The 333-nt window shown below is 50.8% G+C and carries 1 protein-coding gene; it reads left to right on the top strand.

Going from position 1 to position 333, the window contains the following annotated elements; all coding sequences use genetic code 11:
* Positions 1 to 326: helix-turn-helix domain-containing protein (locus J0695_RS46630; RefSeq protein ID WP_206970242.1), on the top strand; the 326-nt coding region annotated here is incomplete at its 5' end.
* Positions 327 to 333: the final 7 nt, after the last annotated feature.

The following is a 333-nucleotide window of genomic DNA, read 5'->3' as shown; positions in this document are numbered from 1 at the left end:
AGTTCATCCAGACGTACCATATGAAAGACGTGTCAGAGCTTTTGCGCATGATTCCGGCTGATGATTTGAAGACATTTTACACGCATGCGCTGCATCAGCTTGCCAGCCTGCCGAAGGATGACCCAGGGCTCCTGCAAACATTGTCCGTCTATCTGGAAACGCACTGTCAGATTTCTGAAACGGCCAAGCGCCTGTACATCCACAGAAACACCGTCATCTACAGGCTTGAAAAATGCGAGGAACTGCTCGGGAAAAGCCTGAAAGATGCGGACACGACCTTGCGCTTGAGACTCGCGCTCAGAATTCAAATGCTGCTTGGGTTGTGAGAAAGCC

The sequence above is a fragment of the Streptomyces beijiangensis genome (assembly GCF_017315755.1).
GTDB lineage: Bacteria > Actinomycetota > Actinomycetes > Streptomycetales > Streptomycetaceae > Streptomyces > Streptomyces beijiangensis.
Note: the sequence above shows the minus strand (reverse complement) of the source record. Positions and strands in the feature narration are given on the sequence as shown.